Annotated in this window: 20 protein-coding genes; 14 read left to right on the forward strand and 6 right to left on the reverse strand. The window is 65.2% G+C overall.

Annotation, left to right across the window (positions count from 1 at the left end; translation table 11 throughout):
- Positions 1-104: 104 nt before the first annotated feature.
- A complete protein-coding gene (locus tag NOF55_RS08005) occupies positions 105-3,308 on the forward strand; it encodes an efflux RND transporter permease subunit (protein WP_306410818.1) in 3,204 nt (1,067 codons plus the stop codon).
- 110 nt (positions 3,309-3,418) lie between these two features.
- Here the strand turns inward: NOF55_RS08005 and NOF55_RS08010 are convergent, their stop codons facing one another.
- The 3 genes from NOF55_RS08010 to NOF55_RS08020 are packed head-to-tail and all read right to left on the reverse strand — an operon-like array spanning position 3,419 to position 5,079.
- Positions 3,419-3,730 (reverse strand): Atu4866 domain-containing protein, encoded by a 312-nt coding sequence (locus NOF55_RS08010; RefSeq protein WP_306410819.1) that lies wholly within the window; start codon positions 3,728-3,730, stop codon positions 3,419-3,421.
- A gap of 47 nt (positions 3,731-3,777) precedes the next feature.
- On the reverse strand, positions 3,778-4,305 hold the full coding sequence (locus NOF55_RS08015) for a nuclear transport factor 2 family protein (protein WP_306410820.1): 528 nt from the start codon (positions 4,303-4,305) through the stop codon (positions 3,778-3,780).
- Between the two features lie 51 nt (positions 4,306-4,356).
- On the reverse strand, positions 4,357-5,079 hold the full coding sequence (locus NOF55_RS08020) for an SDR family oxidoreductase (protein WP_306410821.1): 723 nt from the start codon (positions 5,077-5,079) through the stop codon (positions 4,357-4,359).
- A 97-nt stretch (positions 5,080-5,176) separates the two neighbouring features.
- On the opposite strand from NOF55_RS08020, the gene NOF55_RS08025 reads away from it, so the two are divergent.
- A complete protein-coding gene (locus tag NOF55_RS08025; protein WP_306410822.1) occupies positions 5,177-6,109 on the forward strand; it encodes a LysR family transcriptional regulator in 933 nt (310 codons plus the stop codon).
- Positions 6,110-6,247: 138 nt separating this feature from the next.
- Positions 6,248-7,477: an NAD(P)/FAD-dependent oxidoreductase gene (locus NOF55_RS08030; RefSeq protein WP_306410823.1), complete on the forward strand. Its 1,230-nt coding sequence runs from the start codon at positions 6,248-6,250 to the stop codon at positions 7,475-7,477.
- Between the two features lie 132 nt (positions 7,478-7,609).
- Here NOF55_RS08030 and NOF55_RS08035 read toward each other — a convergent pair whose 3' ends face one another.
- Positions 7,610-8,455, reverse strand: a complete 846-nt coding sequence (locus tag NOF55_RS08035) for an aldo/keto reductase (protein ID WP_306410824.1) — start codon at positions 8,453-8,455, stop codon at positions 7,610-7,612.
- Between the two features lie 170 nt (positions 8,456-8,625).
- Positions 8,626-9,546, reverse strand: coding sequence for a LysR family transcriptional regulator (locus tag NOF55_RS08040; protein ID WP_306410825.1), 921 nt, complete (start codon positions 9,544-9,546; stop codon positions 8,626-8,628).
- A gap of 363 nt (positions 9,547-9,909) precedes the next feature.
- Between NOF55_RS08040 and NOF55_RS08045 the strand changes: the two genes are divergently transcribed.
- The 8 genes from NOF55_RS08045 to poxB all read left to right on the forward strand — a co-directional run bounded on the left by NOF55_RS08045 (position 9,910) and on the right by poxB (position 18,144).
- The gene (locus NOF55_RS08045) at positions 9,910-11,061 is read left to right on the forward strand and encodes an NAD(P) transhydrogenase subunit alpha (RefSeq protein ID WP_306410826.1); all 1,152 of its coding nucleotides are present in this window, start codon (positions 9,910-9,912) and stop codon (positions 11,059-11,061) included.
- A gap of 12 nt (positions 11,062-11,073) precedes the next feature.
- Positions 11,074-11,382, forward strand: coding sequence for an NAD(P) transhydrogenase subunit alpha part 2 (locus NOF55_RS08050; protein ID WP_306410827.1), 309 nt, complete (start codon positions 11,074-11,076; stop codon positions 11,380-11,382).
- Between the two features lies 1 nt (position 11,383).
- Positions 11,384-12,799 (forward strand): NAD(P)(+) transhydrogenase (Re/Si-specific) subunit beta, encoded by a 1,416-nt coding sequence (locus NOF55_RS08055; RefSeq protein WP_306410828.1) that lies wholly within the window; start codon positions 11,384-11,386, stop codon positions 12,797-12,799.
- Positions 12,800-12,866: 67 nt separating this feature from the next.
- Positions 12,867-14,258 (forward strand): NAD-dependent succinate-semialdehyde dehydrogenase, encoded by a 1,392-nt coding sequence (locus NOF55_RS08060; protein WP_306410829.1) that lies wholly within the window; start codon positions 12,867-12,869, stop codon positions 14,256-14,258.
- Positions 14,259-14,352: 94 nt separating this feature from the next.
- Positions 14,353-15,132, forward strand: a complete 780-nt coding sequence (locus tag NOF55_RS08065) for an acetoin reductase (RefSeq protein WP_306410830.1) — start codon at positions 14,353-14,355, stop codon at positions 15,130-15,132.
- 20 nt (positions 15,133-15,152) lie between these two features.
- Positions 15,153-16,136 carry a zinc-dependent alcohol dehydrogenase family protein gene (locus NOF55_RS08070; RefSeq protein WP_306410831.1) on the forward strand — a complete coding sequence of 328 codons (984 nt, stop codon included), beginning with the start codon at positions 15,153-15,155 and terminating at the stop codon, positions 16,134-16,136.
- A complete protein-coding gene (locus NOF55_RS08075) occupies positions 16,136-16,393 on the forward strand; it encodes a DUF1413 domain-containing protein (RefSeq protein WP_306410832.1) in 258 nt (85 codons plus the stop codon). The genes NOF55_RS08070 and NOF55_RS08075 overlap by 1 nt, the downstream gene beginning before the upstream one ends.
- Before the next feature lie 23 nt (positions 16,394-16,416).
- Entirely contained in the window at positions 16,417-18,144 is a 1,728-nt protein-coding gene (poxB, locus tag NOF55_RS08080) for a ubiquinone-dependent pyruvate dehydrogenase (protein ID WP_306410833.1), read from the forward strand.
- Positions 18,145-18,213: 69 nt separating this feature from the next.
- Here the strand turns inward: poxB and NOF55_RS08085 are convergent, their stop codons facing one another.
- Entirely contained in the window at positions 18,214-19,446 is a 1,233-nt protein-coding gene (locus NOF55_RS08085) for a hypothetical protein (protein WP_306410834.1), read from the reverse strand.
- Between the two features lie 103 nt (positions 19,447-19,549).
- Here NOF55_RS08085 and NOF55_RS08090 point away from each other — a divergent pair, with 103 nt between their 5' ends.
- From NOF55_RS08090 to NOF55_RS08100, 3 genes are all read left to right on the forward strand, one after another.
- The gene (locus NOF55_RS08090) at positions 19,550-20,479 is read left to right on the forward strand and encodes a prohibitin family protein (RefSeq protein WP_306410835.1); all 930 of its coding nucleotides are present in this window, start codon (positions 19,550-19,552) and stop codon (positions 20,477-20,479) included.
- 77 nt (positions 20,480-20,556) lie between these two features.
- Positions 20,557-21,003, forward strand: coding sequence for a hypothetical protein (locus NOF55_RS08095; protein WP_306410836.1), 447 nt, complete (start codon positions 20,557-20,559; stop codon positions 21,001-21,003).
- Between the two features lie 105 nt (positions 21,004-21,108).
- A complete protein-coding gene (locus NOF55_RS08100; RefSeq protein ID WP_306410837.1) occupies positions 21,109-22,938 on the forward strand; it encodes an ankyrin repeat domain-containing protein in 1,830 nt (609 codons plus the stop codon).
- Positions 22,939-23,122 lie beyond the last annotated feature (184 nt).

The following is a 23,122-nucleotide window of genomic DNA, read 5'->3' on the forward strand; positions in this document are numbered from 1 at the left end:
GCCGGCCCCGTTCCCAGCCATTGCCGGTCATGACACCCGGTCCGGCTCCCTCGGCCGGACGCGTCCGGCCTCGTCCATCGTTCAAAGCCCGGAGGGCTTCGCAAATGAACATCTCCCGCTTCTTCATCGACAGGCCGGTCTTTGCCGCCGTGCTGTCGGTCCTCATCATGGTCGCCGGGCTGATCGGCCTGCGCGCCCTGCCGATCGCCGAATACCCAGACGTCGTGCCTCCCTCCATCGTCGTGCGCGCCTCCTATCCCGGCGCGAACCCATCGGTGATCGCCGAAACCGTCGCAACCCCGCTGGAGGAACAGATCAACGGCGTCGAGGGCATGCTTTACATGTCGAGCCAGGCGACCTCGGACGGGGTGCTGACGCTGACCGTCACCTTCAGGCTCGGCACCGACCCGGACAAGGCGCAGCAGCTCGTGCAGAACCGCGTGGCGCAGGCCGAACCGCGCCTGCCCGCGGAAGTGCGGGCGCTGGGCCTGACCACCGTCAAGAGTTCGCCCGACCTGATGATGGTCGTGCATCTCGTTTCCGAAGGCGGCCGCTACGACCTGACCTATCTGCGCAACTACGCCACGCTCAACGTCAAGGACCGGCTCGCCCGCATCGAGGGTGTCGGCCAGGTGCAGGTGTTCGGCGCCGGCGACTATTCCATGCGCGTGTGGATCGATCCGCAGAAGGCCGCCGAGCACGGGCTTGCCGCCGGCGACATCACCAGCGCCATCCGCCAGCAGAACGTTCAGGCCGCCGCCGGCATCATCGGCGCGTCGCCGTCCGTGCCGGGCGTCGACCTGCAACTCAACGTCAATGCTCAAGGGCGGCTGGAAACGCCGGAGGAGTTCGGCGAGATCATCGTCAGGACCGGGGCGGACGGCGCGATCACCCGGCTTAGGGACGTGGCGCGCATCGAGCTTGGTGCGGCCGACTATACGCTGCGCTCTCTGCTCGACGGCGATCCGGCCGTCGCCATCCCGGTGTTCCAGGCGCCCGGCTCGAACGCCATCGCCATTTCGGATTCCGTGCAGGCGGCGATGGCCGATCTCCAGGTGGCCATGCCGGAAGGCGTGCGCTACGACATCGTCTACGACACGACGAATTTCGTGCGCGCCTCCATCGACAAGGTGATCGACACGCTGCTGGAAGCCGTCGCGCTGGTGGTGCTCGTCGTCATTCTCTTCCTCCAGACCTGGCGGGCCTCGATCATTCCGCTGATCGCCGTTCCCGTTTCGGTCATCGGCACCTTCGCCGTCATGTATGCCTTCGGCTTCTCGATCAACGCACTCACCCTGTTCGGCCTCGTGCTGGCCATCGGCATCGTGGTGGACGACGCCATCGTCGTGGTCGAGAACGTCGAGCGCAATATCGAGAACGGGCTTTCGCCGCGCGAGGCGACCTACCGCGCCATGCGGGAAGTGTCGGGCCCGATCATCGCCATCGCGCTGGTGCTCGTCGCGGTCTTCGTGCCGCTCGCCTTCATCACCGGCCTGTCCGGCCAGTTCTACCGGCAGTTCGCCCTGACCATCGCCATCTCCACGGTGATTTCGGCCATCAATTCGCTGACGCTCTCTCCGGCGCTCGCGGCCCTTCTGCTCAAGGACCACCACGCGCCGAAGGACTGGCTTACGCGCGGCATGGACAGGGTGCTCGGCGGCTTCTTCCGGCTGTTCAACCGCGGCTTCGGCTCCGTTTCGGGCGCCTACGGCCGCGGCGTCGGCAGGCTCGTCTCGCGCAAGAGCGTGGTCATGGGCGTCTATCTCGTCCTCATCGGCGCGACCTATGCGGCTTTCAACGCCGTGCCGGGCGGTTTCGTGCCCGCGCAGGACAAGCAATACCTGATCGGCTTCGCCCAGCTTCCGGACGGCGCGACGCTCGACCGCACGGAAGACGTGATCAAGCGGATGAGCGAGATCACCCTGACGCAGCCGGGCGTCAAGCACGCGCTGGCCTTCCCCGGCCTCAACATCAACGGCTTCACCATCGGCTCCAATGCCGGCGTCATCTTCGCCGTTCTCGACGACTTCGAGGACCGCAAGACGCCGGACCTGTCCAGCGGTGCCATCGCCATGCAGCTCAACCAGCGCTATGCAGAGATACAGGACGCCTTCATCGCCATGTTCCCGCCGCCGCCGGTCAACGGCCTCGGCTCCACGGGCGGCTTCAAGCTCCAGATCGAGGATCGCGCCGGTTTCGGCGACGAGATGCTGGACGAAACGACGAAGGCTTTCATCGCCCGGGCCTACGAAACGCCGGAACTGGCCGGCATCTTCTCGTCCTACCAGATCAACGTGCCGCAGCTTTACGCCGACCTCGACCGCACCCGCGCCGAACAGCTCGGCGTGGCGGTGACGGATGTGTTCGAAACGTTGCAGATCTATCTCGGCTCGCTCTACGTCAACGACTTCAACGCCTTCGGGCGGACCTACAGCGTCCGCGCCCAGGCCGACGCCGCCTACCGCGCCAAGCCGGAGGACATCGGCCAGCTCAAGGTGCGTTCGACAAATGGCGAGATGGTTCCGCTGTCCGCGCTTCTCAAGGTCGACGCCACGACCGGCCCTGAACGCACGACGCGCTACAACGGCTTCCTCTCCGCCGATATCAACGGCACGCCAGCACCCGGCTTCTCCTCCGGCCAGGCGCAGGCCGCCGTCGAGCGCATCGCGGCCGAGACGCTGCCCGCCGGCATCGATTTCGAATGGACGGACCTGACCTACCAGCAGATCATCGCCGGCGATTCCAGCCTCATCGTCTTTCCGCTGGCCCTGCTTCTCGTCTTCCTCGTGCTGGCCGCACAGTATGAAAGCCTCGCGCTTCCGGTGGCGATCATCCTGATCGTGCCGATGAGCGTGCTAGCCGCGCTCTTCGGCGTGTGGCTGACGGGCGGCGACAACAACATCTTCACCCAGATCGGCCTCGTCGTTCTCGTCGGGCTTTCGGCGAAGAACGCCATCCTGATCGTGGAATTCGCCCGCGAGCTGGAATTCGAGGGACGCAGCCCGGTTCAGGCGGCCATCGAGGCCAGCCGGCTGCGCCTTCGCCCGATCCTGATGACGTCGATGGCCTTCATCATGGGCGTCGTGCCGCTGATCGTCTCCACCGGCGCAGGCGCGGAAATGCGTGCGGCGATGGGTGTCGCGGTGTTTTCCGGCATGATCGGGGTGACGTTCTTCGGCATCTTCATGACGCCGGTCTTCTATGTGCTGGTCAGGCGGATCGCCGGCAACCGTCCGCTCGCCCGCCACGGCCACGCCGAAGAGACAGCGCCGGCCCCCTCCCCCGCCCCCGCCGTCCAGGAGCGCTGATCGCAAGGACGGAGGCGGCGGACGCACCGGATGGAATGGCATCCAGCCCCTTCGACGCCGCAGGCCCCACCTGCGGCGTCGAGCATCGAACCCGCCGGGGATCGCCTTCGCTACCGGCGATAGAGGATCATGCCGGCGTGATGCAGGACACCGTCGATGAAGTCGCCATCGGCGGTGAAGCCGGTATCGTCCCAGTATTCGATATGCGTGCCGGTCACTTCGTAGCGTCCCTCGTAGGCGCGCTCGCGCGTCCCGCGCGCCTCGACATAACGGCCGTTGGGCAGGAGTTCGTGACGGATGCGGCCATCCTGCGTGACCCAGAGGCCGGCATAGGGGTGATCGGCCTGCAAACCGGCTTCCCCGGCCTGCACCGGCTGGGCCAGAAGCGCGGCCGTGATCACCGCGGCAAGGGTATGCTGCATGGTCGAGTTCCTCGTTTCGTGTATATGCTCACCTCGGGCCGGGTTCGTCATTGCTGGCGCGGCTCGTTGTTGTCGACGACCTCCTGATAGGCGACGAGATCGAGGAAGGCCTCGGCCTCGACCACGGAACCGTCCTCCATCCGGAAGATCCAGACGAACCGGTTGTTGTAGGGTGCGCCCGAGGTCGTGGTGGCCGAGGCGTCGAAGCGGATGATGACCCTGTCTCCCACGGCCCAGACATGGTGCAATTCCGGCGTCAGCGGCGTCGCAAGACGGCTGACGAGGGGACGCGATCCCCGTTGTACGAAATCCTCGACGCCGTGATAGGTATCGGCCACCGGGCCCGAACCGTGGATCGTCCAGCGTACATCGGGCGACAGGAGATCGAAGACATTGCCGCCGCGGGTCGCCCATCCCTCGAAGGCTTCGCGCACGATGGCTTCGTTGCGGGCCTCGACACCGCCCCCGGGGGCGGTCTCGGCCTGCGCCGGCGTGATCGCCGCAACGAAGACGAGTGCGAGCAGCAGATTGCGGCCGGCGGCCGCACTGTTTCCGGTCGGTAAGGCAAAGGTCATTGGGTTCGCTCCATTCTTTCAAGGTTACTGACAGGATCGGCGCGCGCCGCATCAATTGCCCGATGCGGTCGGCCGGATGGTGATTTCGCTGGTGTCGACGCCCGGCGGCGCCTCGATCACATGCCGGACCGCGCGGGCGATATCGGCAGGCTGGAGCGCAACGGCGCGATAGGCATCCATCACCGCCATCGTCTCTTCATGGGTGATGGTCGAGGCGAGTTCGCTTTCCACGACGCCGGGATTGACGCAGGTGACACGGATCTTCGTGCTTTCCTGCCGCAGCCCGTCCGAGATGGCCCGCACCGCGAATTTCGTCGCACAGTAGACGGCCGCCGTCGGCACCACCGACAGCGCGCCGATGGAGCCGATATTGATGATCTGGCCGCTGCCCTGCGCCTCCATCGCCGGCAGCACGGCGCCGATGCCCCAGAGCACGCCCTTGATGTTCACGTCCACCATGCGCTCCCACTCGTCCTGCTTGCCGGCGGAGAGCGGCGAGAGCGGCATCACACCGGCATTGTTGACCAGAACGTCGATGCGTCCCCATATCTCCACCGCGGCCTGCGCAAAGGCGGCCATCGACCGGCGGTCGGTCACGTCCAGCGGCCGGGCCTCGGCGGTTCCGCCCGCCTCCCGGATCTCGGCGGCGATGGTTTCGATGCGGTCCAGCCGGCGCGCGCCCAAAAGCACCTTCGCGCCGGCGGCGCCAAGTTCCCTGGCGATGCCCTCGCCGATGCCGCTGGAGGCGCCGGTGATCAGAATGATCTTGTCCATGTCAGACTCCCTGTTCGATTTCAGGGAGAAGATGGACGCTCGCGACTGTTGCTGGTATCCGTCATCTGCTTGACTGGATGGTTAGCTCGGCTGAACAATGAAGATGGACCTGAACCTGCTGCCGCTTTTCCTGGCCGTTGCGGAAGAACACAATTTCCGCGCCGCCGCCGACCGCCTCGGCGTGACCCGCTCGGCCGTCAGCCAGGGAATCCGGCGGCTTGAAGATGCCTTCGGCACGGCGCTGGTCATGCGCACGACGCGCTCGGTGCGTCTCACGGAAGCGGGCGAGCGTCTGCACGAGGCCCTCTCCCGGCCGCTTGCGGATATCGGCACGGCGCTTGAGGGCGTGGCCGCCGAGAATGCGCCGCGCGGGCTCCTGCGGATCGCCGCCACCTCGATCGCGGAGCGGTTTCTGTCGGGCCCGCTCATCGCATCCTTCGCGGCGGCTCACCCCGGCATCACCATCGATGTCACGGTCACGGACGAAGAGTTCGACATCGTCGCCGCCGGCTACGACGCGGGCGTGCGGCTGGGCGAGGTGATCGAACAGGACATGATCGCGATCCCCCTGACCGGCGACCAGCGCGAAACGGTCGTCGCGGCCCCCGCCTATCTCGCGGCCCACGGCGCGCCGGCGCATCCGCGCGATCTCGTCCGTCATCGCTGCATCGGCTGGCGCCCCGCGCCGAACGTCGCGCCCTACCGCTGGGAGTTCGAGGAGAACGGCGTCCCCTTCGATGTGGCGGTCGAGCCGCAGATCACCACCAACGACCTGCGCCTGATGCTGCGCACCGCACTTGCCGGCGGCGGCATCACCTTCGCACCGGAGGAAACCTTCCGGCCGTTCGTGGAAACCGGCGAACTCGTGCCGCTTCTGCAAGGCTTCCTGCCGCCCTTCCCCGGCTTCTTCCTCTATTTCCCCCAACGCCGCAACATGGCGCCCAAGATGCGGGCCCTGATCGATCACGTGCGAGATTTCCGATCCCTTCCGCCGTCATCCCGAACGGCTCGGAAGTCCAGTCCCTTCTGACGGCCGCTCGGGATGACGGCGGACGATGGGCTTCCGGCATGGAACCAAAGGGAGAAGGCTGGCGTTTGAGTGCCGGCTGGTCGCAACCATACCGCGCGGCCTGCGCCGGATTTCGACTCTCGACAGAAGGCAGGAACGATGCCCGACCACGACGCCGCCACCCGCAAGGACGACCTGCGCACCGGCACGCCCTTCTGGGTGAAAACTCCGCATTCCACGGTGAAGGCCGACCCGACGCTGACGCGGGACCGTTTCGACGTGATCGTCGTCGGGGCCGGGATCAGCGGCGCACTGGTGGCCGAGGCGCTGACGCGGGCGGGAAAATCGGTGCTGATCCTCGACCGCCGGCCGGCGGTGCGCGGTTCCACCCCTGCTTCCACCGCCATGATCCAGCACGAGATCGACATGCAACTGACCCGGCTGCGCCGCAAGATCGGCAAGGCGAAGGCCGATGCAGCATGGCTGCGCTCGGCGCGGGCGGTGAACGATCTCATCGATCTGACGCGGAAACTGAAGCTCGACTGCCAGATGCGCCCGAAACCCGCGATCTACCTTGCCGGCGACGACATGGGCCCTCGGGCTCTGGCCGCCGAGGCCGAAGCGCGCGAAGAAATCGGCATCCGCGCCGAATATCTCAGGCGTGCCGCGCTGGTCGAGCGCTTCGGCCTCGACCGCCCGGCGGCGATCCTGTCGCAGGATTCCGCCTCCGCCAATCCGGCGCAACTGGCGGCGGGCCTTCTGCAGGCGGCCCTGTCGCGCAAGGCGCGGCTCGTCTCGCCGGTCGAAGTCAGCGACATGGCCGAGCTTCCCGGCGGCGTGGCGCTGGCTACGCGGGCGGGCGAGGTTCTGGTCGCGGAACACGCAGTCTTCTGCACCGGCTACGAATACCTGCCGCAGATGAAGACGAAATCGCATCACGTCACCTCGACATGGGCGCTGGCCTCCAGGCCGCTTCCGGGTCTTCCCGGCTGGCTGAAAGAGACCATCGTCTGGGAAGCCTCGGACCCCTATCTCTATTTCCGCACCGACGAGGCGGGCCGCATCGTCGCGGGCGGCGAGGACGAGGAGGCCGCCGGCACCAATTCCGACCCGGCGAAACTGAAGCGAAAGGTCGCGATCATCTCGGAAAAGCTGCACGCCCTCACCGGCATCCGCATCGGCCGGCCCGCCTATACGTGGTCGGCGCCGTTCAGCGTCACCGACGACGGACTGCCGATCATCGACCGCGTGCCGGGATGCGAACGCACCTTCGCGGTCATGGGCTTCGGCGGCAACGGCATCACCTTCTCGATGATCGCCGCCCAGATCATCACCGCCTGGGTCACGGGCAAGCCCGACCCCGACGCCGCACTTTTCCGCTACCGATGACGGAGAAGATGGTCCACGAAGAGATGATCCGCAGGGCATGGAGAATGATCTCGGCGCGAAACCCAGGACCGTCAAGCGACCGCCCCGCATGAGGGCCGGCGATCCCGATCCGCAACCCGGCTTCCGGCCGGATCAGAATTCTTCGTAGCGGGCCGGATCCTGATCGAAGGTGCGTCCGTCCGGGCGGGCGAGCGTGGCGATCGAGGCCATGTCGGCCGGCGAAAGCTCGAAATCGAAGATCGACAGGTTCTCGATCTGCCGCGCGCTGCCGGCCGCCTTCGGCAGCGGAACCGCGCCGACCTGGACATGCCAGCGCAGGATCACCTGAGCGAGCGAACGACCGAGGCGGTCCGCTATGGCCTTGATGACGGGTTCCTGAAGAAGCTGGTTGGCGCGTCCGAGGGGGCTCCAGGATTCGGTGACGATGCCGTGGGCCTTGTCGAAGGCGTATTGCTCCGCCTGCGGGAAATAGGGATGCAGTTCCACCTGATTGATCGCCGGCACCGTTCCGGTCTCGCGCATGATCCTTTCGAGATGGGCCGGCAGGAAATTGCACACGCCGATGGAGCGGACCAGACCGCGCTTTCGCGCCTCGATCAGCGCCTGCCAGGCTTCGACATAGAGACCCTGAGCCGGATTGGGCCAGTGGATGAGGTAGATATCGTAGTAATCCAGCTGCGCCCGGTAGAGCGATTCCTCGATCGTGGCGATGGCCTCCGCGAAACGGTGGTGCCGGCCCGGCAGCTTGGAGGTGACGCGCAGCGTCTCCCGCGGCACGCCCGCCGCCCGGATGCCAGCGCCGAGACAGCCTTCATTCTCGTAGTTGAAGGCGGAATCGAGCAGGCGGTAGCCATTCCTGATCGCCGCGGCGATGGCTTCGACGCCCTCGGCACCGTTGAGCTTGTATGTGCCGAAACCGATCGCGGGAATGGCGACGCCATCGTTCAGCGTGAGCGAAGGAACTGTAACGGATGTCATGATGGTTTCCTGCCTCCTTTTGCGGACGGCGCGCTTGGCCGTCTCCACCGGCAACAGGGCGAATCTCCCCGCGCGCCGATCTGATCGCGCGCCACACGACGATGTCCTAGAAATAGGGCTCAACCTACGCCACGGCGATAGCATGATGGAAATGAATTATATGACTTCGATCAAGTGATAGAAGGAATGCTGCGATCCTGTCGTCCCTGATCGTCGACATGAATCTCCCGCACCAGATCGAGCCATGCCCTGGCGGCGCCCGAAAGATAGGCGCCCCGCCTCCAGGCCATCGCCATGATCCATTCCGTATCCGGCTCGTCGAGCAGGACGTGGCGCACCGCGGGATGGCGCCGTTGCGCCGCGATCATGCGCGGCAGAAAGGCGGTGCCGAGCCCCGCGCCGACGAGTTCGATCATGAAATCGATCTGGCTGCTGCGCGCGGCAATAGTCGGCTCGAACCCCGCCCGCCGGCTGGCGTCGAGGATGATCCGGTGCAGCGAGAAGCCGCTGTCGAAGATGATGAAGGGAATGTCCCGGACATCCGTCAGCGACACCGAAGGCCTTGCACAAAGCGGATTGTTGCGCGGCAGAAGCGCGACCAGCGGCTCGCGGCGGACGGGCTCCCAGTCGAACTCCCGTGACTGCGACAAAAGCGCGCCGGCAAAGTCGAGATCGCCGTTGCGCAGCATTTCCTCCAGCTCTTCGCTGCCATGCTCGTCGAGCCGGACCTCGATGCCGGGGTAACGCTGGCGGTAGACGGCGAAAAGCGGCGCGAACAGGGTGCTACTGCCGACGGGCGGAAGGCCGAGGCGCAGGACGCCGCGCTTCAGGCCGCGGATTTCGTCGAGTTCGGCCAGAAGATCGTCCCGGTCGGCAAGCAGCTTCACGCCACGCCGGTAGACGATCTCGCCGGCAGCGGTGAGAACGCTGCGATGCCCGATGCGGTCGAGAAGCGGCACGCCGATCTCGTCCTCGAGCTGCTTCACCGCCTTGCTGACCGTGGACTGGGTCGCGAACACGGTCTTCGCTGCCCGGGAGAAGCCCCCCTGGCGCACGACTTCGACGAAGGCGCGGAGTGGTCGGAATTCCATTTCAAGTCCATATCAGAATGAAGAGTAGTCGATCAATTCATTTCTACCATAGAAGGCGGCGGCGTAGGTTAAGTCCGAAGGGATTTCCTCGATGAGCATCTACGCACACTTCAGGATCGTCCGCCACATCGCCTTGCCGCAGGCCGGTCCCGTTCCGGCGCCCAGGGCGGCTGGCGAGATGCTGTCGCAGCGTCCCGACATTGCTTTCCCGCTCTCTGTTCCCGAATCGGCCGGCGCCATGACGCCGCCTGGCCATCCCCGCCGCCCGCGGTGGCCACTCCGATCGAAGCTCAACGCCACGAGGCCGACAGGTCCGCGACGGCGGTCCGCCGGCAGTGGCAGTCATGAAAGGTAGTCAAGCCCATGAGCATCACCATAGCCATCCTCAAGGAAAGCAGTCAGGGCGAAAAGCGCGTGGCGATCGTTCCGGCGGTGGCCTCCCGGCTGACGCGGCTCGGCGCCGTGCTTGCAATGGAGTCCGGAGCGGGCCTCGCCTCGACCTTCGCCGACACGACCTATGCCGACACGCGCTTCGAGCCGAAAGCGACGAAGCTGGTGGCCGATGCCGACATCGTGCTCGCCGTCCAGCCGCCGCCGGTTGCCGTGGCCAAGGCGATGAAGCCCGGCGCGGTGCTGATCTCCTTCGTCTACGGCGCCAATAACCCCGAACTGGTCGCAGCGCTTCAGGAGCGCAAGGTGACGACGCTTGCGATGGAGCTGATCCCGCGCATCAGCCGCGCCCAGTCGATGGACGCGCTGTCGAGCCAGGCAGCACTTGCCGGCTACTACGCGCCGCTGCTCGGCGCCGTCCACATGCCGCGCATCCTGCCGATGATGACCACCGCCGTCGGCTCGCTCAGGGCCGCGAAGGTTCTGGTCATGGGCCTCGGCGTCGCCGGCCTCTCGGCGCTCGCCACCGCCCACCGCCTCGGCGCCATCACCGAGGGCTACGACGTGCGGCCGGAGACCCGGGAACAGGCCCAGTCGCTCGGCGCCAAGTTCGTCGATACCGGCGTCGATGCCCGCGGCGAAGGCGGCTATGCTCGCGAACTGACGGCCGAGGAAAAGGCGCGCGTCGAACAGGCGCTGAGCCAGCACATCGCCGAGGCCGACATGATCGTCACCACCGCCTCCGTGCCGGGACGCCCGGCGCCGAAGCTGATCGGCGCGGCGCAGATCGCCGCGATGAAACCCGGCTCCGTGATCATCGACCTCGGCGCCGAGAGCGGCGGCAACTGCGAGGGCACGAAGCCCGGCGAGACGGTGACGGTCGGGCCGGCCACCATCGTCGGCCCGCTGAACGTGCCGTCCGCGCTCGCCCAGCATGCGAGCGAACTCTATGCCAAGAACCTGCTCAACCTCATCGGGCTGATCGTCAAGGACGGCGCGCTCGCCCTCGATTTCGAGGACGAGGTGATCGCCGGCGCCACGCTCACCCATGCCGGAGAGATCAGGAACAAAACCGTCCGCGAGAGCATCGAGGCCGCAAAGGCCCCCTCGGCCAAGGACGCATAAGGAGAACCGCACATGGCAATCGACACATCCATGACCTGGCTCGTCGCCCTCTATATCTTCATGCTCGCGGCCTTCACCGGCTACGAAGTGATCAGCCGGGTCCCCTCGATCCTCCATACGCCTCTCATGTCGGGGTCGAACTTCATCCACGGCATCGTCGTGGTCGGCGCGCTGCACGCGCTCATCAACGCCACTTCACTCTTCGCGCAGGTCGTCGGCTTCCTCGGCGTCGCGCTCGGGGCCGCCAATGCCGCCGGCGGATATGTGGTCACGGACCGCATGCTCGCCATGTTCAAGTCCAGCGGCGGAAAGAAGGACTGACATGTTCGCGCAACACATCATGGGGCTCAGCGGCCTTCTCGCCGCCGCCCTCTTCATCCTCGGCCTGAAACGCATGTCCTCGCCGGCAACCGCGCTCATCGGCATCGTCCTGGCCGGCATCGGCATGGTGGTCGCGGTTGCGGCCAGCTTCCTGACCATCTTCGACCTGCCCGAAACCGCCCGCCCCTATCTCACCACCAACCTGACGCTCGCCGCGGTGGCGCTGGTCATCGGCGGCGGCTGGGCCTGGCTGCGCGGCCGCAAGGTGGAAATGACCGCGATGCCGCAAATGGTCGCACTCTATAACGGCATGGGCGGCGGCGCGGCGGCGGCCGTCGCGGCGGTGGAACTGTCGGCGCGCGGCGCACCGGGCGCCCTGATCCTCGCCGTGACCGTGGCCGGCGCCCTGATCGGCTCGATCTCGCTCACCGGTTCGATCATCGCCTGGGCGAAGCTCGACGGCAAGATCGACAAGCCGTGGCGCTTTGGCGGACAGCGGATCGTCAACGGCCTCGTCTTCGCGGCGACGGTCGTGCTCGGCATCGCCGTCATCGTCTTCTTCGACGGCCCGCTTCTGCCGGTCCTGGCCGTGCTGTTCTTCCTCGGCGCGCTCGCTTTCGGCATCATGATGACGCTGCCGATCGGCGGCGCCGACATGCCGGTGGTGATCTCGCTCTACAACGCCTTCACCGGCCTTGCCGTCGGCCTCGAAGGCTATGCGCTCCAGAACCCGGCCCTGATGATCGCCGGCATGGTGGTCGGCTCGGCCGGCACGCTGCTGACGGTCCTGATGGCGAAGGCGATGAACCGCTCGCTGGCGAACGTGCTGTTCTCGAACTTCGGTGATGCCGCCGCCGGCGGTGCCGGCGAGGTGCAGGGGCAGATGAAGGCCGCCGATGCGAGCGATGCGGGCATCGCCATGCGCTATGCCTCGAGCGTCATCATCATTCCCGGCTACGGCCTCGCCGTCGCCCAGGCGCAGCAGAAGCTCTACGAGTTCGTCAAGCTGCTCCAGGCGGCCGGCGTCGACGTCAAGTTCGCGATCCATCCGGTCGCGGGCCGCATGCCGGGCCACATGAACGTGCTGCTCGCAGAGGCAGGCGTTCCCTACGACATCATCTACGACATGGAGGATATCAACGCAGACTTCGCCAATACCGATGTCGCACTCGTGATCGGGGCGAACGACGTCGTCAACCCGGCGGCGCGCACCGACAAGACCTCCCCCATCTACGGCATGCCGATCCTCAACGCCGACCAGGCGCATCAGGTCTATGTCATAAAACGTGGACAGGGAAAGGGGTATTCAGGAGTCGAGAACCTCCTCTTCTACGAGGAGAACTGCAACATGGTCTATGGCGACGCCCAGGCCGTGCTGACCCGGATGGTTCAGGCCGTGAAAGATCTTGGGGCCTGAAGACGGGAAATTCGCTGAAACTGACCCATATAGATTTAAGACACACAACCGACGAAAAGAGAATAAAATGGCTTACGCAACCATCAATCCCTACACGGGCGAAACCATCAAGACCTTCCCGGACGCCACGGACGCGGAGGTGCGTGACGCAATCGACAAGGCGCACAACGCCTTTGTGGCATGGAAGGAAACCTCCTTCGCGATGCGCGCCGGCATCCTCCAGAAGGCGGCCGATATCCTGCGCCGCGACAGCGATGCCTATGCCAAGCTGCTGACGCTGGAAATGGGCAAGATCTTCGCCGAGGCGAAGGCCGAGGTCGAGCTTTCGGCAAAGATCTTCGAATATTACGTGCGCAACGCCGAGGAATTGCTCAAGCCCGAAAAACTGCCGGTCCTAGATCCGGCCGAGGGCGAGGCCATCCTCGTCCATGAACCGCTCGGCGTGCTGCTGGCCATCGAGCCGTGGAACTTCCCCTACTACCAGATCGCCCGCATCCTCGCGCCGCAGCTTTCGGCCGGCAACACGCTGCTGCTCAAGCACGCTTCCAACGTGCCGCAGAGCGCCGCGGCCTTCGAAAAGCTGATGAAGGAAGCCGGGCTGCCGGAAGGCGCCTTCAGGAACCTTTACGCCACGCGCTCGCAGGTCGAGCTGATCATCAACGATGATCGCGTCCACGGCGTCGCGCTGACCGGTTCCGAAGCTGCGGGCGCCATCGTCGCCGCACAGGCCGGCAAGGCGCTCAAGAAGTCGACGATGGAACTCGGCGGTGCCGACGCCTTCGTGATCCTCGCCGACGCCGACCTCGAAAAGACGACGAAATGGGCCGTCTTCGGCCGACATTGGAATGGTGGCCAGGTCTGCTGCTCATCCAAGCGCATGATCATCGTCGATGAAGTCTACGACCGGTTCCTCGAAAGCTACAGGAAGGGCGTTGCGGGCCTTGTCGCCGGCGATCCCTTCGATCCGAAGACGACGCTCGCGCCCCTTTCGTCGCAGCAGGCCGCCGACGACGTGAAGGAGCAGATCCGCGAGGCTGTGAAACTCGGTGCGAAGGCCGAGGAAGTCGGACCGAAGGTGCCGAACCAGGGCGCCTTCGTGCAGCCGACGATCCTCACGGACGTGGCCGAGGACAATCCCGCCCGCTACTGGGAATTCTTCGGCCCGGTCTCCATGCTGTTCAGGGCGAAGGACGAGGACGACGCGGTGCGCATCGCCAACGATTCGCCCTTCGGGCTCGGCGGATCGGTCTTCACCTCCGACACCGCCCACGGCGCGGAAGTCGCGAAGAAGATCTCCACCGGCATGGTCTTCGTCAACCACCCGACAAAGGTCGAGGCGGACCTTCCCTTCGGCGGCATCCGCCGTTCTGGCTACGGCCGTGAACTGATCGGGCTCGGCCTCAAGGAGTTCGTCAACCACAAGCTCATCGACGTCGTCGACATCGACGCGCATTTCTGAGCCCGTCCTGACATCCTTCGGCGGGAAACCGCCGAAGGACCCCGTATCGGTCCGGCTTCGGTCGGACGAAAACAGACTTTCAAGGAGTACGATCATGTCAGTGAACGGAAAAGCGATATTGGTGACGGGTGCCGGTCAGGGCATCGGCAGGGGCATTGCGCTCAGGCTGGCGAAGGACGGGGCGAAACTCGCGCTCGTCGACGTCAAGGCCGACAAGTTGGGGGACGTCCGCAAGGAGGTCGAGGCGCTGGGAAGCAAGGCGACGACCTTCGTGGCCGACGTCAGCAAGCGCGACGATGTCTATGCGGCCATCGACCACACCGAGAGGGAACTCGGCGGTTTCGACGTCATCGTCAATAATGCCGGCATCGCCCAGGTCAAGCCGCTGGCGGACGTCGTGCCGGAGGATCTGGAACGCATCTTCCGCATCAATGTCGACGGCGTGGTCTGGGGCATCCAGGCGGCGGCGAAGAAATTTCAGGACCGCAAGCAGAAGGGCAAGATCATCAATGCCTCCTCGATTGCCGGCCATGACGGCTTCGCCCTGCTCGGCGTCTATTCGGCCACCAAGTTCGCCGTGCGTGCGCTGACGCAGGCCGCCGCCAAGGAATACGCCAGCCACGGCATTACCGTGAACGCCTATTGCCCCGGCATCGTCGGCACCGACATGTGGGTTGAGATCGACGAGCGCTTCGCCGAAATCACCGGTGCTCCGAAGGGCGAGACCTACAAGAAATATGTCGAGGGCATCGCGCTCGGACGCGCCCAGACGCCGGAGGACGTGGCGGCCCTCGTCGCCTTCCTCGCCAGCGACGATTCCGACTACATCACCGGCCAGGCCATCCTGACCGACGGCGGCATCGTCTACCGCTGACAGCCGATACGGAGGTTCCGATGCACGCAATGGTTCTCAATGCGATCGGCACTCCGCTCGTCTGGACCGAGCTTCCCGACCGGAAGCCCGGTCCCGGCGAAATCCGCGTGAAGATTTCCGCCTGCGGCGTCTGCCGCACCGACCTGCATGTGGTCGACGGCGAACTCCCCGATCCCCGGGTTCCGATCATCCCCGGCCATGAGATCGTCGGCCGTGTCGATGCGCTGGGCGAAGGCGTCGACGGTTTGCGGCTCGGCGAGCGCGTCGGCGTTCCCTGGCTCGGCCACACCTGCGGCGTCTGCCCCTATTGCCGCAGCGACCACGAAAACCTTTGCGACGCGCCGCAGTTCACCGGCTACAGCCGCGACGGCGGCTATGCGACCGCCGTGATCGCCGACGCCCGCTTCGCCTTTCCGCTCGGCGAGGATGGCGACGACATCGCCCTGGCGCCGCTGCTGTGCGCCGGCCTCATCGGCTGGCGCTCGCTTGTCATGGCGGGCGAGGCGAAACGGCTCGGGCTCTACGGCTTCGGCGCCGCCGCCCATATCATCGCGCAGGTCGCGCGCTGGCAGGGGCGTTCCGTCTACGCCTTCACCCGCGCCGGCGACACCGCCACGCAGGATTTCGCCCGGCAGCTGGGCGCCGTCTGGGCCGGTGCGTCCGAAGACGCCCCGCCGGAGCCGCTCGACGCGGCCATCATCTTCGCGCCGGTGGGCAGCCTCGTCCCGGCAGCGCTGAAAGCCGTCCGCAAAGGCGGACGGGTCGTCTGCGCCGGCATCCACATGAGCGATATACCGAGCTTTCCCTATGCGTCGCTCTGGGAGGAGCGCCAGATCGTCTCCGTCGCCAACCTCACGCGGCAGGACGGCATCGACTTCCTCGGCCTGGCGCCGAAGATCGGCATCGTCACCCAGACGACGCCCTATCCGCTGCGCGAGGCCAACCGGGCACTCGACGACCTGCGCGCCGGCCGCTTCGAGGGCGCCGCCGTGCTCGTTCCCTGATGGACGACAAATGGCAAGGAGACGTTCCCATGCAGCCAGAACGACTGAAGGCCCTGGAAAAGGCGATCTCGGCCCTTGCGCCCGGGGAGTTTCACTTTCCCGAAATCTATGGGCCGGACTGGAACGAACTTTACGTCGGTGACAAGGTAAAGCTCGGCCGCGAATTCATGACCCTCGTGCGCAAGGGATATTTTGCGCAAGTGACGGACACGGGAAAAAAGAAGGCCGGCGGACGCGTCTATCTCAAAGCCCGGTGAAGGGCGAAGAAAGGACAACGACCATGCCAACCAGAACGATTGCCGATTTTCTCGCCGCGACGCTTGCCGAAGTCGGCGTCGAGCGCATCTGGGGCGTGACGGGCGATAGCCTGAATGGCCTCAACGACAGCCTGCGCCGGCTCGACAGCATCCGCTGGATGCATACCCGCCACGAGGAGGTCGCCGCCTTCGCCGCCGGCGGCGAGGCGGCCGTCACCGGAAAGCTGGCCGTTTGCGCCGGAAGCTGCGGGCCGGGCAATCTCCATCTCATCAACGGGCTCTACGATTGCCACCGCAACCACGTGCCCGTGCTGGCCATCGCCGCCCATATCCCCTCCTCGGAGATCGGCCTGAATTACTTTCAGGAGACGCACCCGCAGGAACTGTTCCGCGAGTGCAGTCACTATGTCGAACTCGTCTCCAGTCCAGAGCAATTCCCCCGCGTGCTGGAAACCGCCATCCGCACCGCCATCGGCAAGCAGGGCGTCTCCGTCATCGTGCTTCCGGGCGATGTCGCGCTGAAATCCGTGCCGGACGGCGCGCGGGTCGACCTCTCCATTCCAAAGCCGCCGACCGTCACCCCGGCAGCCGGGGACATCGACCGGCTGGCCGCGCTGCTCAACGCCTCCGGCGCCGTGACACTTCTGTGCGGCAGCGGCTGCGCCGACGCCCATGACGAGGTGGTGGCCCTGGCCGACACGCTGGGCGCGCCGGTGGTACATGCCCTGCGCGGCAAGGAACACATCGAATGGGACAATCCCTTCGATGTCGGCATGACCGGGCTGATCGGCTTCTCCTCGGGCTACCATGCGATGCTGAACTGCGACACGCTGGTCATGCTGGGCACCGACTTTCCCTATCGCAATTTCTACCCCGAAAAGGCCCGTATCGTGCAGATCGACATTCGCCCGGAGGCCATCGGCAGGCGCCTGCCGGTCGATATCGGGCTCATCGGGGACGTCAAGTCGACCATCGCCGCCGTCCTGCCACGGCTCGGCAGGCGCTCCGACCGGACGTTTCTCGACGGCGCCAGGGCCGATTATGCGGATGCCCGCGCCGGGCTGGATGATCTCGCCCAGCCCAAGGCCGGCGATACGCGCATTCACGCGCAGCATCTTGCCCGTCTTCTCAGCGAACTGGCCGATGACGACGCCGTCTTCACCGCCGATGTCGGCACGCCTACCGTCTGGGCGGCGCGCTATCTGAAGACCAACGGCAAGCGCCGCCTGATCGGCTCGTTCAACCACGGCTCGATGGCGAACGCCATGCCGCAGGCCATCGGCGCGCAGGCCGCCTTTCCCGGACGGCAGGTGATCTCGTTGTCGGGCGACGGCGGCTTCGCCATGCTGATGGGGGACGTGTTGTCGCTGAAGCAGCTCGACCTGCCGGTGAAGATCGTCATCTTCAACAACGGCTCGCTCGGCTTCGTCGCTATGGAGATGAAGACGGCCGGCTATCTCGACACCGGCACCGATCTCGACAATCCGGATTTCGCGGCGATGGCCGAGGCGATCGGCATTCGCGGCATCCGGGTCGAGGACCCGGCCGCACTCGAGGAGGGCGTCAGGGCGGCGCTCGCCCATGACGGGCCGGTTCTGCTCGATGTCGTCACCGCCAAGCAGGAACTCGTCATGCCGCCGAAGATCCAGCTCGAACAGGCCAAGGGCTTCAGCCTGTTCCTCCTGAAGGCGATCATCAGCGGCCGGGGCGACGAGGTGATCGAGCTGGCACGGACGAACCTGCGCGGTTGATCAGGTCGTCGCACCGCCCGCGCGCGACGACCAGCCCGAAACATTCCGGCCGACGGGCCCCGATCTTCATCAGTTGAGGATAATGGCGTACATGAGCGCGTCGCCCATGACCAGGCTCTCGAAGGCACGCCAGGACGTGGGCCTCATCACCTTTCCGTTCTCCGCGTAGTGCAGGGCGTCCTGTCCCTGTACCCAGTTCAGGAGATCGATCGCGCGCGGCTCGAGGAACATGCGCCTGACATTGATTCCGGCAAAATCGTTGAGCTGCCAGTAGGGCGCCAGCAGCCTGCCTTCGAGCACGGCTTCCGCATCGGCAAGCACGCCCTGCCACACCTCAGCCGTCTGCTGGGGAAATTCCAGCCCGAGCGCGGAGGTCTGGCGGTCATTCGGGATCCACTCGGCATCGTTATCGGTTTCCGCTTCGGCAAGGCGCCAGAAGGTGCGGTTTTCCGCCACCATCGCCAGGAAATGACGATGCGCCCGGGCAAGGGCCGCTGCATCCGGCTGCTGCGCCAGCGCGTTCTTGAGGATTGCCACCATATCGGCGATGCCGACGAAATCGAACATGCCAGCCGGCCGGATCGTGCCAAGCTCCGCGAATTTCAACCGGGACTGGACCACGTTGCCGATCGCCTCGGTCGGATCGTAGGCAAGAATGGTTTCGCCGATGCCGGCGATGAGATTGGAATAGGCCTTCAGCCAATGCGCGTCGGCCAGATCGAAGCGGATGATGATGGAAGGAACGGGAGGCTCCTCTTCAGGGTCGATCATCCCGCCGATATCGGCAGGCCAGGCGAGCCCCATGACCTGAGCAAAATTCTCGCCGGGATCGCGCGCACCATTCGCATTGACGTCGAACCACAGATCCGCGGTGTCGATTTCGAGTTTGAAGCTGCTGTCGTCGGGAATTTGCGCGAGACTCGCCTCGGCGGATGCGGCCCCGGCAATCGCCTTGCGGAAGGATTCCGCGACGACGGCCGGATCGAACGGTTCCGGCACCGGATTCTCAGGGATCGGCAGGCGCATCAGAGGCAGCCATGCGAGATCCTCGGACAGGCCGATACGCCAGCGTGCCTGCAAGGCTTCCTCGACCGCGGCCAGCATTTCCAGCCCGCCAAGGGCGAATGTCTCGCCGTCGGACAATGTCGCGGCTGCGCGCAGCCGATCGCGCGTTGCCACAATGCCGCTCTGGCCGATTTCTTTCGAAAGGCCGGTTTCCGTCGCCGCAGACGCAGGGCTCGCCAACCCCGAAACGAGGACCAGCAGGAGTGCGAGTGATCGTCCAGATATCATGTAATTCACCAGTTTACCGTTTCGCAACGGCCCTGACACGGCCCATTGCTTTTGCTTTTTCGCAGAACCCGTTTTATTCCATCTTCCGTTGAAAACAATCAGGGCATCATGAATGAAAATCGCATCTGTCATTCCATCCATCCTTGCCGGTATCGTCGGGCTCGCCATTCTGAGCGTCGTGTTCGGATCCTGGTATACGATCGATCAGGGCGAACGCGGCGTCGTTCTGCGATATGGGGCGATAGCCGGAACGGCGGAACCGGGCCTCGGATTCAAACTGCCGTTGATCGATTCGATCGTTCGCGTTTCGGTGCAGTCCAAAGCCGCGGTCTATGAACATATGGAAGCCTACAGCCGCGACCAGCAGCCGGCCGTCGTCAAGCTGTCTGTCAACTATCGCATCCCGGTCGATCAGGTGGCCTCCGTATACGAGCAATACGGATCGGAAGAGGGCCTGCTGAGCCGCCTCGTCGAGCGCAAGGTTTTCGAGGAGACCAAGACCGTCTTCGGGCGGTTCAACGCCGTCACCGCCATTCAGGAACGCGGGCGGCTGAACCTGGAGATCGCGCAGGCAATCCAGGAAAGCGTGAAGGGACCCGTCATCGTCGATAGCGTCCAGATCGAGAATATCGACTTCTCGGATGCTTACGAGGCCAGCATCGAACAGCGCATGCTGGCGGAAGTCGAGGTCCAGAAACTGCGTCAGAACGCCGAGCGGGAAAAGGTCCAGGCGGAAATCACCGTCACCCGCGCCAACGCCGACGCGGATGCCCGGCGTGCCGACGCGCAGGCGCAAGCCGACGCCGTGCGCTTGCAGGCGCAGGCCGATGCGGAAGCGATCCGGCTTCGCGGCGATGCCGAGGCGCTGGCCATCAAGGCACGCGGCGATGCGCTCAAGGACAATCCCGGCCTCGTTTCGCTGACCCAGGCGGAAAAATGGGACGGCAAACTGCCGACGACCATGCTGCCGAATGGCGCAGTGCCCATGCTCGACCTGCGCGATCGCGCGCCCATCAACCGCTATTCCGACGACATCGAATAAACAGCATCGCGGCGGGGTGTTTCGCACAGCACCCCGCCGCGTGACAGGAACCGAACCCGACAGCCGAAAGAATGCGCATGCCGACAGAAAACGCACCTCGGGAAGCGCCCAAGGCAACGACCATTGCGCTGCAGTTGGGACGCATCCTGCTTTCGCTGCCGCTGGCCGCCCTGTCAGCCCTGTTTCTGGCTCTGGTCATCCCACTGTTCGCACCGGGCTTCTTCGGCTCATGTTTCGAGGGGTCTTGCGGCTATATGGCGCTGTTCGTCTTCACGCCGGTCGCAACGCTCGCCCTGACACTTGTCTGGTGGATGGCGCTGAGGCGTGCCGGCCCGCTCACCTGCCTCATTCTCTGCTTCCTGCTGCTGTTGGCTGCCGGATACTTCATCTTCCCGACGGCGTTGTGGCTGCTCGGCCTTGCCATTCTCCTGGGGAGCATGGTGCATCTGTGGTGGGGCCATCGCGACAAGGGAGGCAATATCCGGGACATTCTGATCGTGCCCCGGAAAAGGCCGGACGCATAGTTCCGACGAAAAAGGAAACGCCCCGGACCAAGGCAGTGAACGATGGCAAACGGACAACCGCATCCCGACGGGCACCTGTTTCGATCATGGCGGACATTCCGGCCGATGACGACGTTTCTGAGAAGCATGCTGCTCGTCGCCACGCTTCTGACCGGACCGGCCCTGGCCGCCGAACAGACCGCCGTAGAACGCGCCATCGCCAATTCCGATATCGAGGCGTTGCGGTTGGCGCTTGAACAGGGTTCCGGCCCGATCGACGCTCCTGCTCGACGGCCTCTTCTGATGCAGGCGATCGAGAGACTGAGGGACAGCGATCCCCCGGGCAAGGATCGGTCGCGCGACATCATCCGCATTCTCATCTCGTCGGGCGCTCGGCTCGACAAGCCGTTCGAGACGGTTCCGGGCGAGCCCATCGGCCTGCCCTTGACGTGGATCGGCCGCATTCCAGGCGAACGCGGCCTCGTGATCGAGTTGATCGCCGATATACCGCCGGAGAGACGCTGCGCCGTTCTTGCCGACATGGCGCAAGACAGCAATGAGGGACAATGGGAAAACGCGATGGCGGCGCTGGCGGCGGTTCCACAAGCCGAAAGAAGATCGGCAGCCTGCCTCGATCTCTTCCGGCTTGCAATCCGGCTGACCGAGACCGACGCCATTCCCGCCCGTCTTGAGCCGCTCTTTTCGGCCGGCATGATGCCCGGGCCGGCGCATGCCGCCAGTATCCTCACCGTTCTGCCTGCCGACGATGCAGGAAAGGCTGTCGTCGCCCGCATCCTGCAAGGCGTCGATCTGGACGCGCTCCTGCCCCGCGACACATTCGACGGTTACGCTTACAGGCCGGGCAGCCTGTTCGCGTTTCTTCTCAACAGGTCCCTTCAGCGTTTCGGAAGTCCGCTCCAGACCAATCTCGCGGCGATGCCGAACTGGCGTTCGGTTGTCGCCACTCATCGACGGCCCAACGAAGCCTGCGTCGCCCTGAACGTTTCGGAAGCCTATGACAACTGGCGAAACGGCTATTTCGACGGGCAGCGCGCGGATGGCGATCCGCGGCATATGCTTCTGCATGCGGCCACCCGATGGCTGATCGACCATTGCGATCCCGCCCTGCTCACAAATCTGCCGTGGGCGGACATCGTATCTCAGGGCGGCGGCGATCTTGCCGCAGAGGCGCTGCGCCGGAACGTCTCCCTGGCCAACGCGGAAAACGTGCTGTCCGCAGCCATCTGCGAGGGCGACGAGGCGCTGGCCACCGGCCTGCTGCAAAAGGCGGCCGTTCCGGTCGGCCTCGACCGCTTTTTCGGGTGCCTCAAGCCACGCGACGCGAAGGACGCCAGCAGCCGCGAGATGAAAATCCTCTCCCGGCTCCTGGAGCATGGCGCCGATCCGGACGTGGCCGTCGCAGGCGCGCCGCCCCTGGCCATCGCCGGCCTCTTCGATCGCGACGACATCGCAAACGCTCTACGGCAGGCGGGCGCGACGGCAACGGAAATGCCGGACGACGTGAAGCTTTTCTGGTTCGTCCGCAGGCTTCGGATCGCCGCCGGCTTTGCGCCGGGCCTGCTTCCCTTCGAAGAGGGATATGAAGACGCACCCTGGAACTTCAACCTGAGCGAGGAACATCTCGACGGAGACGGGCAGCCGGAATATGTCGTCTGGGACGGATGCGGCAGCCCGGACTGCCCCTTCGCCGTCCTCCACAGGATCGACCGCCGATGGCGTGTCGTGCTGAGCGATTTCGGAACCGTCCGGCCGATTGCCTCGCATCACCGCGAATGGGCCGACCTGAGCGTCAGTGCAAGGGTTGCATCAGGGCAATATGTCACGACGACCTACCGTTTCGACGGCGTGCGATACAGGTCGGCGCGTTGCGAGGAGGTGACTTTCGAAGGCAATGACGGCGACCCTGTCGTCAGGCAGGTGCCGTGCGACCGGTAATCGGCCGGCTGAACCTTATGATGTGAGAGAGTGGAACACGGTGCATGCAACCGCTTCACGCAAAATCGAGGAACACGACAATGCCCGGACATATGAAAACCTCCCGCCGGAGAGGCACAATCGGCGCTCTTTTCGCGGTCGCCGGCATTTTTCTCGGCGCGCAGGTGTCCCACGCTGCGGAAAA

Source organism: Ectorhizobium quercum (assembly GCF_026552795.1).
Lineage (GTDB): Bacteria > Pseudomonadota > Alphaproteobacteria > Rhizobiales > Rhizobiaceae > Ectorhizobium > Ectorhizobium quercum.